General features: G+C 77.0%; 7 protein-coding genes. 2 read left to right on the plus strand and 5 right to left on the minus strand.

Going from position 1 to position 9,910, the window contains the following annotated elements:
• The first annotated feature begins 423 nt into the window (after positions 1–423).
• Positions 424–666: a WhiB family transcriptional regulator gene (locus ABD994_RS12385; protein ID WP_345414642.1), complete on the plus strand. Its 243-nt coding sequence runs from the start codon at positions 424–426 to the stop codon at positions 664–666.
• Between the two features lie 79 nt (positions 667–745).
• Here ABD994_RS12385 and ABD994_RS12390 read toward each other — a convergent pair whose 3' ends face one another.
• From ABD994_RS12390 to ABD994_RS12410, 5 genes are all read right to left on the minus strand, one after another.
• On the minus strand, positions 746–1,672 hold the full coding sequence (locus ABD994_RS12390) for a DUF2188 domain-containing protein (protein WP_345414644.1): 927 nt from the start codon (positions 1,670–1,672) through the stop codon (positions 746–748).
• 101 nt (positions 1,673–1,773) lie between these two features.
• Positions 1,774–6,405: a cation-translocating P-type ATPase gene (locus tag ABD994_RS12395; protein WP_345414646.1), complete on the minus strand. Its 4,632-nt coding sequence runs from the start codon at positions 6,403–6,405 to the stop codon at positions 1,774–1,776.
• 124 nt (positions 6,406–6,529) lie between these two features.
• Entirely contained in the window at positions 6,530–7,840 is a 1,311-nt protein-coding gene (locus ABD994_RS12400; protein ID WP_345414648.1) for an FAD-dependent monooxygenase, read from the minus strand.
• 170 nt (positions 7,841–8,010) lie between these two features.
• Positions 8,011–8,172 carry a hypothetical protein gene (locus ABD994_RS12405; protein ID WP_345414650.1) on the minus strand — a complete coding sequence of 54 codons (162 nt, stop codon included), beginning with the start codon at positions 8,170–8,172 and terminating at the stop codon, positions 8,011–8,013.
• Between the two features lie 39 nt (positions 8,173–8,211).
• Positions 8,212–8,682: a helix-turn-helix domain-containing protein gene (locus ABD994_RS12410; protein ID WP_345414652.1), complete on the minus strand. Its 471-nt coding sequence runs from the start codon at positions 8,680–8,682 to the stop codon at positions 8,212–8,214.
• 278 nt (positions 8,683–8,960) lie between these two features.
• On the opposite strand from ABD994_RS12410, the gene ABD994_RS12415 reads away from it, so the two are divergent.
• A partial coding sequence (locus tag ABD994_RS12415; protein WP_345414654.1) for a serine/threonine-protein kinase occupies positions 8,961–9,910 on the plus strand: 950 nt, incomplete at its 3' end.

Here is a 9,910-nt window from a genome sequence, read left to right on the forward strand (position 1 = left end):
CGTGAGCGCCGAATGTGACGAACAGCACACGGGTTCGCCGGAGTGGTCCGGATCAAAAGTGTTTGCCCGACGCGCTGTACGGATAGATCATGGGGGTTCGGCTGACACGGGGCCCACGCCTGCGCGGGGACCCTGTTCGCGATGTGACGTCGCGGGTCGAGGGAACCGTTCCGGTGTCCCCGACGTCATACCGAGTACTGCAGGTGCTCCGGACCCCGGGGCGCGGGCCCACACCGGGCCGCTCCGAGGACCGACACGACCCCGGATTCCGCACGACGACCCACGGCACGACCGTGCCGCAGGGGCCGTCGCGAGGTGCGCACGTGCGCGCCTCGCGTCGGGCCCGGCGGCACCGACCCCGCCCCGCCCGCTCCGCGGGGGACGGGTGCAGACCACCGACGAGCGAGATTGGACGAGCACGACATGGATTGGGAGCTCGCGGCCTGCCGCGACCACGACCCCGAACTCTTCTTCCCCCTCACCGAGACCGGCCCCGGCTCCGCGCAGGTCCGCGCGGCGAAGGCGATCTGCGGTGGCTGCCCCCTCCAGCGGGGCTGCCTGCAGTGGGCCATGGACACCGGCCAGGAGGCCGGCGTCTGGGGTGGCACCAGCGAGGAGGACCGCCGCGCGATGCGCCGCGCCGCGCGAGTCGGCACCGCTGCCTGACGCCGCACCGCACACACACGACAGGCCCGTCCCCCGAGGGGGACGGGCCTGTCGTCGTCCGGCGGGACCCGGGGGGTGACTAGCCCCGCCCGGTGACCTTGCGGGCGGCGAACTGCAGCACCTGCCCGCCGGTCGAGATGACGGCGCCGGCCACGCTGAACGCGGTCTTCACCGTCAGCGCGGCGGCGTTGCCGGCGATGCGCACCGGGTTGTAGCCCGGCGCGTTGTCCTGCACGTCCTGCGCGGCCTGGCGCACCGTGCGGTCCACCTGGCGGGCGGCGTTCTCCGCGGCCGCACCCACGCGCCCGGCCGCGGCGTTGCCGGCCTCGTCGAGCTCGGAGGCGGCCGTGGACGACACGGCGGCGGCACGGTCGCCGGCGCCCGCCAGCTTCCCGCCGGCCTCGTCGGCCCGCTTCTCGGCCTCGGTGCCGGCGTGCTGGGCGACGCGCGTGGCGTCCTTGGCGATGCGCTCGCCCGCCCGCGACGCGGTGGTGGCCACCTGCTCGCCGCTGGTCTGGGCGATCGTGGAGGCGTCCTTGGCCGCCGCCTGCACCGACTTCTCCCCCGACGAGGCCTTCGCGGCCTCGTCGGCGACGCCCGAGGCACCGGCCTGGGCCTGCGCCGCGGCCTTCTTGCCCGACTCCTGGGCCCGCGCGGCGTCCTTCTGCGCGGTGGCCTTCGCGTCCGCGCCGACCTTCTTCGCGCTGGTCGACGCCTTGTCCGAGGCGGACTGCGCCTTCGCCCGCGCACCCTCGGCGTTCGCCTTCGCGGTGGCCTTCGCGGCCTCCGCGGGCGCGCTGTCCTCGCCGGACGCGACGGTGTGCGTCTCGCGCACCTTGCCGTCGGTGCCGTGCACGACGACCTTCCCGCCGCCGTCCTTGGTGACGATCTCGGTCGCCCGCTCGACGGCCTCGGCCTGCGTGGCGGCCTTGGCGCTGGCGCGCTGGGCGCCCTTCTTCTGCACCTGCCAGCCGTCCTCGGTCGGGACGACGTACCGGTCGGCCATGACGGTCTCAACTCCTGTCTGACGACATCAATCGCGCGGGTGGTTCCCCCGTCGCGACCTGCACAAACGCAAAGGTGACGCACCGGTAACCGCCGCCGGCGTCACCCGTTGAGCGCCGCCGTCGCGCGGTCCTGGAGCTCGAGGTAGCGCCGGCCCGCCGCATCGCGGACCTCCTCGAGGCGCTCGAGCCACGCCGCCTGCGGCGAGCCCTCGGGCACCACGACCGGGCCGTAGCGCTCGACCAGCCGCGGCCCGACCACCGATGCCGCGGTGGCCAGTGTGGCCGACCCGGCGGCCTGCGCCCAGGCCACCGGCCCCAGCGGCACGCAGCCGAAGAACTGGCTCACCCCCGGCGTCTGGACGACCGCGAACAGCGCGCCCGCCGACACCACACCGGCGCCCACCACGAGCGGGCTGCGACCGCCGCCGGCGACGATGGTCTGCCCGAGCTGGGTGCCGACGAGCGCCGTGAGCGCCACCGTGCGGGCCCGCGCCGGGCTGCCGTACGGCGTCGCCTGCGCCTGGATCCAGGCGAGGCTCGCGCCGCCCGCGGTGGCCATCGCCCGCAGCCCGATCTCGCGGTTGAGCGCCTCGCCCAGCGAGGCCTCCGGCCCCTCCGCCAGCAGCGCGGCCGCCGAGCCGGGCTCGGGGGCGCGCACCGCCAGCGCCAGCGACGGCACGAGGTCGGTGAGCAGGTTGACCAGCAGCAGCTGGCGGGCGTTGAGCGGCGAGGTGCCCGTGGTGGTCGCGCCGAGCACGGTGAACGCGATCTCGCCGAGGTTGCCGCCGACGAGGACGCCGAGCGCCTCGCGCACCGACGCCCACATGGCCCGGCCCTCGACCAGCGCGGCGAGGATCGTCTCGAGGCGGTCGTCGGTGATGACGAGGTCGGCGGCGGCCCGCGCGGCGGGCGTCCCGCGGCGGCCCAGCGCGATGCCGACGTCGGCCAGACGGATCGCCGGGGCGTCGTTGGCGCCGTCGCCGGTCATGGCGACGGTGCGGCCGAGGCGCTGGAACGCCTGGACGATGCGCACCTTGTGCGACGGCGTCCCCCGCGCCACCACCCGGACCTTCGGCAGCAGCTCGTCGAGGGCGTCGTCGTCGAGGGCGTCGAGCTCCGAGCCGGTGACGACGACGCCGCCGTTCAGCACGTCCAGCTCGTCGGCGACGGCCTCCGCGGTGCTCGGGTGGTCACCGGTGATCATGACGACCTGCACGCCCGCGTCCCGCAGGTCCCGGACCGTGGCCTGCGACCCGGCGCGCACCGGGTCGGTGAACCCGACGAACCCGGTGAACTCGAGGTCGGCGACGTCGGCGTCGTCGAGGGTCCCGTCGGCTGGACCGTCGAGCTCCCGCTCGGCGACTGCGAGCACCCGCATGCCCTGACCGGCGAGCAGCTCGGTGTGCTCCACCAGGCGCTGGCGGGCCTCGTCGTCGAGCTCCGTGCCACCCCAGGTGGTGGCGCGGGCGATGACGACCTCGGGCGCGCCCTTGACCGAGATCAGCCGGCCGGGGCCCTCCCCGGCCGCGCCACCCGGGGTCGAGCTCCGCTCCGCTGCGTCTCCCGTCGGCGCGTCCACGTCGCCCAGGGTGGCGTGGTAGCCCCGTGACGGGTCGAAGTCCAGCGACGCCACCGGCCACCAGCCGGCGCGCTTGTACGCGGGGTCGACGTCGAACTGCTGGCCGCCGTAGACCACCGCGCGGTCGGTGAGGTGGGCCAGGCGCTCCCCCGGCGCCGGCCGCGGGGTCGCGCGCAGCGCCGCGGCGAGCACGCGGCGCTGGCGCTTGCGCAGCCGGTCGGTGGGCCGCAGCTTGATGCCGTCGGAGATCGCCGAGAGCGCGAGGCGGCCCTCGGTGAGCGTGCCGGTCTTGTCGAAGCACAGGACGTCGGTGCGCCCGATCGCCTCGATCGTGCGCGGATTGCGCACCAGCGCGCCCTCGGCCGACAGGCGCCGCGCGGACGCCAGCTGGGCGGCCGACACGACGAACGGCAGGCCCTCGGGGACGCTGGCCACCGCGAGGCCGACGCCGGAGTGCAGGTTCTGCTGGAACGGCAGCCCGCGCAGCGCGCCCGCCGCGACGACCGCGGCCGCCGACCCGATCGCGAGCGGGGTGGTGATGCGGGTGAGCCCGGCGAGGCGCTCGTCGACGCCGGCCACGGGCGCGCTGGCCCTGGCGGCCGCGGTCGAGCGACCGACCTCGGTGCTCGACCCGGTGGCGACGACGACGGCCCGCCCGCGCCCGGTGGCCACCGTCGTGCCCTCGTAGATCATCGAGCGGCGGTCGGCGACGGTGCGCGCGATCACCGGGGACGGCGTCTTCGTCACCGGCAGCGACTCGCCGGTCAGCGACGACTCGTCGACCTCGAGCGCGTCCGAGGAGAGCACGCGGCAGTCGGCGGGCACGACGTCGTCGGGACCGAGCTCGATGACGTCGCCGACGACGACCTCGTCGGCGCCGACACCGCGGGGCGCGCCGTCGCGCAGCACGCGGGTGCGGACCGAGGAGCGCTCGAGCAGGCCGGCGACGGCGCGGTCGGTCGCGACCTGCTGCACGCCGCCGATGAGCGCCGAGAAGGCCGTGACGCCGACGACGATCGCCGCGTCGACCACCGCGCCGATGGCCGCCGAGAGCACGGCGCCGCCGGCGAGCACGGGGGTCAGCGGGTTGTTGAGCTCGTCGAGGAACGCGCGCCCGAGCGATGTCTGCGTCTCGGCCGCCGCGGGATCGTCGCGGTGGCGGCGGTGGGCCTCGGCCGTGGACAGCCCCCGCTCGGTGACGGCGAGGCGGGACAGCACGGTAGCGGCGGGCATGACGTGCCACGGGGTGCGGCTGACGCCGGGGACGACGACGCGGCGGCCGAGCTCGGTGGCCGACCAGGCGCCCGCACCGAGGGAGACCGCGGCGGCGCCGTTGACCGCGAGGCCGGCGAGCGAGGAGCCGCGGGGCGCGGTGCCCGCCGTGGCCATGATCGTGCCCAGGACGGTGCCGGCGCGGGCGAGGTTCACCGAGCGCCCGGAGACGCCGCGGGCCACCTTGACGCCCTCGATGAGCAGCGCGGCGGTGCCGAGGTCCTCGCCGACGAGGACGTGGGCGCCCCACGGCGCGACGCCGTCGGGACGCGAGACGCCGACACCGACGTCGGCGGCGGCGAGCGCCCGGCGGTCGCGGGACACCACGAGCACCCCGGCGCCCGCGGCCTGCAGCTCGCGCACCGAGTGCCGCAGGGTGTCGCCGCCGGCAACGGCGCGGTCGCCCACCGACGTGGTGGCGGCACCGCCGACGACGAGCGTGACGCCGGCCCGGCGCGCGGCCGCGGCGAGGGTCTCGTCGGCCGACGCCGGCTCGGGCAGGGCGCCGACGACGGCGGCGAGGCGGTCGTCGCGGCGCAGGCCCAGGACGTGGGTCGCGCCGTCGGCGCGGAGCGCGTCGGCGGCCTCGAGCGCGCGCGGGGTGTCGCCGCCCGGGACGTCCTCGAGCGGGGCGAGCAGCCAGTACTCCCCCGCGTCGCTCGAGCGCTGGTGGGTGACCGGGTCGGTCGGGTCGAACAGCTCGTGGACGCGCGGGACCAGCTCCTCGAGCGCGGCGGCCTCCCCGTCGGCGCCGGGCAGAGCGAGCAGGTCACCGAGCATGAGCACGCCCGTGGTCAGCGCCTCGGCGTCGAGCACGACGGTGTCGACGCGGTCCATGCGGCGCAGCGCGCCCGGCTCCACCACGACGGCGCCGCGGCGCGCCAGCACGCGCCCGAAGGTCGTCGCGAAGCCCTCGCGGCCCAGCCGGCCGGCCTTCGGCAGCGTCGAGAGGGCGACGCCGGCACCCTTGCGCAGGCTGCCCGTCGTGGCCGCCGTGGCGGCGAACCCGGCGGCCGCGGCGGTGCCCACGACCTCGCTGTGCCGCTCGACCGGGCCCTGCGGCAGCGCGACCGGACGCGGCTCGGCGAGGTCGTCGTCGGCGGGGGCGGCGGCGTGGTCGGCGCTGGCGAGGAGCCGGGGCTCGGCGTCGGTCCACGTGGCGACGCGGGCGCGCGCCTCGGCCACCTGCATCGCGCGGTAGGCGGCGTCGACGAGCAGGCCGGTGGTGCCCTGCCCCAGGGCCTGCGCGGCGGCGTTGGACAGCGCGAGCAGGACACCGGCACGGTCCTGCCCGACCGCCCGCTCGACGGCGGCGCGCAGGCGGGGCTGGTGGTCGACGAACGTGGCGGCCGACGCGAGCTCCGCCGGCAGCGGCGTGCGGCGCAGGATGCGGCCGACCGCGGCGACGCCGAGCCCCGCGATGTCGGCGGCGAGCGCGGTGAACGCCTGCTGCGCCGGCCCCATCGAGGGCGAGCCGGCGTGCTCCACCGCGACGCCGCCCTCGCGCTCCTCGAGGATCTCGACGAGGTCGACGAAGTCGTCCACGGCCTCCATGTCCGGGAGCCCGGCCCGGCCGTCGGCATCGCCGTCGCCGTCGGACAGCAGCCCCACGACCACCGCGCCGAGCGTCGCGTTGACCGCGGCCCACTCGACGTCCGGGTGGGCCGCGAGGGCCTTCTCCACCGCGCGGGCGAGCTCGCCGCCGGACTCGCGCAGGACCCCGGGCACACCGATCTGCACCCGCCCCGCGCCCCGCCGGACGTGGCGTCCGCGGTGCCGGAGGGGGTCGACGCGGTCGAGCACGCCCGAGGCGATGCCGAGCGGGTCGACCACGCGCGCCAGCAGGCTGCGCTGCGGACGGGGAAGGGGTTCGGAAGCCATGGGGGCGGCGAGCGTCCTCTCATCGGCGGTCGGTCCGGCGCGGGCGGGTCGCGGCGCCGTGTGCTCGACGCCCGCGCCGGCGGGCCACGCGGACGGCGCAGCACCGGGCACCGGCAGGGTCAGCTTACGACCGGTGCGGCACCGGCGGCCGCAAGGAGCGCGACCCGGAAGTGGCGTCCGGATGAACGTCGCGTCGATCGGGTGATCGGTGCGGCGACGCCCCGGGACCGCCCGGCCCCACGGCCCGGCCGGCCACAGCCTGCAGGACGCGACCCGCCGGTGACCAGGACGCCAGGCGCAACGCCGCGGCGCGCAGCGCGGCCACGACGCGGTTGCCCGGCAGGAAGAAGTGGCGCGACCGGCGCGCGGCGCTGCCCGCGGCCGACGCCGCCGGGCGGTGGGCGGACTCCCAGGCCGCGAGCCCGGCCTCCGGGTCGCCCGGGAAGGCCGCGAGGTAGGTCCCGAGCGTCTCGCCGCCGACGAGCGCGAGCGCCGAGCCCTGCCCGGAGTACAGCGTCGGGCACCAGGCGGCGTCGCCGACCAGCACGACCCGTCCCCGCCGCCACGACCCGAGCCGGATCTGGGCGACGGTGTCGACGTGCGTCGTGCCGGCCTCCTCGACGCCGTCGAGGATCTCGGGCATCAGCCCCGCGAAGTCGCCGTACACCCGGCGCAGGGCGGCGACGGGGTCGGCGGCCGCGACGGCCGCGGCGTCGCGACCCTCGGCCAGCAGGTCCGCCCGGAAGGTGAAGAACACGACCGGGGCGTGGCCGGCGACGGCCATGAGGTGCGCGGTGCGCCCGACGTCGGCGGGCACGACGTAGTCGCCCTCGCGCAGCTCGCCGGGCAGGCGCGGCAGCACCGCGGAGACGACGACGTGGTCGAACTCGCGGCGGAAGCGGGCGTCCGGACCGAAGACCATCTTGCGCACCGCGGAGCGCACGCCGTCCGCGCCGACGACGAGGTCGACGCGCTCCTCGGCGGCGCCGTCCGGCCCGTCGAGCACGACGTCGACGGCGTCCGCGTGGCGGGAGATCCGGCGCGGGGCGGTGCCGAAGCGGACCTCGACGCCGTCGGGGCGGGCCGCCCACAGCGCGGCCTCGAGGTCGCCCCGCACGAGCGCGAGGGCCCGCGGGTCGTCGGCGACCGCGGCCTCGACGCGGGAGACCGTGCGGCCCGCCGTGTCGACGCCGGTGATCACGCCGTCGGCGGGCAGCCGGGTGTGCAGCTCCGCGGCGACCCCCAGGCGTCCCGCGGCCTCGAGACCCTCGGGCGCGAACCGCACGAAGTAGCCGCCGGTGCGGCGCCCGGGCGCGCGCTCGCAGACCACGACCGACCAGCCGGCCCGGTCCAGCGACGCCGCCGCGGCGAGCCCGGCGACCCCGGCGCCCACGACGAGTGCCCGCGGCCGTCCGTTTCGCCCGGTCCGCTCCACGGTCCCGAGGGTAGGCGCCCGGCGGGGTCCCGGCCGTCCGACCGGGCGTGGGACCGGACTCACCCCGGCCTCACGTGGATCCGACCCCGGACGACGGACGGCCCCGCCTCCGGAATCGGTGGCGGGGCCGGTCGCGGGGCCGGTCGCGGTGGACGGGCGCCCGGAGCGTCTCAGAGGCGCGAGGGCTCGAGGCGACGGAAGTGCGCGCAGTCGCACTGCGCGCAGTGGTCACCGAGGTAGTAGTGCTCGTGCGACTCGCGCGGGTGCCGGCAGGAGCAGAGGTCCACCAGCGGGACCTGCGCCAGCGACGGCGGCATCGGGGTGCGGAGCACGGGGCGGTGGGTCCGACGGTGGTCGATGAGCTTCATTGTTCAAGGAGTCCGTTGAGGTGGAGGGGCCGGCAGGGGCGGTCGAAGAGCGGTCGTGGGCACTTCGTGCCCGCGCGCACTGTCGGTGCGCGCGGGCGGCACGGGGAGGGCGGTGGTCCCGCCCCGGGCCGCGACGAGCTCGCGCCGCACCCGCTGCAGCTCGCGACGGGCACGGTCCAGCTCGTCGTGGGCCTGGTCGCGCTCCCGCGTGACCAGGGCCACCTCGTCCTGCAGTGACACGACCATCGCGGCCGCGGTGAGGGTCAACCCCTCGTCGAACAGCTCGCGGATCCGGCCGGCGAGGGTCAGCTGGCGGCGCGTGTAGCGCCGGTGCCCGCCGGCCGAGCGTGCCGGGCGGACCATCCGACCCGCGTCGAGACTCCGGAGGAACGCCGGCTGCACTCCGAGGAACTCCGCCGCCTGACCGGTGGTCAGGGCGGGGACGTCCTCGTCGTCGAGGCTCTCGGCGCCCACGGCTTCCGTCGCGTCCTTGCGTTCGTGCTCTGCTGCGTCCGCCCCCGCCCGTGAGCAGGGGGGACGTGCTGAAGTTCTACTCGGCACTGCAACTTCCTGTCAATGCCCCGCGGTCAGGTCGGTGCGGCATCACCCGGTCGAGGCGTCCCCGGCGGAGCCAACGGGTGGAACACGGGACGACGATCACACGAATTCAGGAATCCGGTATGTCGTTGTGCCTCGATCCGGGTATCGGTAGTGGAAAGATGACCAGGGAACGCGGAGGGGGGGAGGCGGTCGTGAGCACCGAGAGCGGCCCGTCCGCGCCCGGCCCCCTGCCCGAGCGCCTGGGCCAGCGCTTCGCGCTGGGCGACCTCATCGGCCGGGGCACGTGCTCCGAGGTCTACCTCGCGCACGACCTCCTGCTCGACCGCCCCGCCGCGGTCAAGATCTTCCCCGTCGAGGACGACCCGCGGATCGAGCGCGAGGTCGCCCTCATGGCCTCGCTCGACCACCCGAGCCTCGTGCCGGTCTACGACGTCGGCTCGGTGGACGGCCGCGCGTTCGTCGTCATGGCGCTGCTCGAGGGCGGCAACCTGTCGGACCGCCTCGCCGAGGGCCCCCTCGGCGTCACCGAGACGCTGCTCGCCGTCGCGGCGGTCGCGGACGGCCTCGGCCACGTCCACCGCAACGGCGTGCTGCACCGCGACGTCACGCCGCGCAACGTCCTGTTCGACGCCGACGGGCGGGCGCACCTGTCCGACTTCGGCGTCGCGTTCGTCGCCGACGCCCCGCGCATCACCGACACCGGCATCGTCGTCGGGTCGGCGCCCTACCTCGCGCCCGAGCAGGTCCGCGGCGACGAGGTGTCCGCGCCCGCCGACGTCTACGCGCTCGGCCTGGTGATGATCGAGGCGCTCACCGCCCGGCCCGCCTACGAGGGCTCCCCGCTGGACGCCGCGCACGCGCGCCTGGAGCACCGGCCGGAGATGCCCGCGGGCATCGGCATCGAGGTCGAAGCCCTCCTCGAGGCCATGACCGCGGACGACCCGCGGGCCCGGCCCACCGCAGAGCAGGTGTGCGTCGGCCTGCGTCGCGCCGCGCTCGCCGCGGAGACCCTCACGCCGCTGCGGCCCGTCGCCCCGCTCGCCGGTGTCGGCCCCGCCTGCGCGGTCCCCGACCCGACCACCGAGACGATGCGCGCCGGGGGCGCGCCGGCGGCCGCCGCCGGCACGACCGCGGCCGCCCC

Source organism: Actinomycetospora chlora, assembly GCF_039542135.1.
Lineage (GTDB): Bacteria > Actinomycetota > Actinomycetes > Mycobacteriales > Pseudonocardiaceae > Actinomycetospora > Actinomycetospora chlora.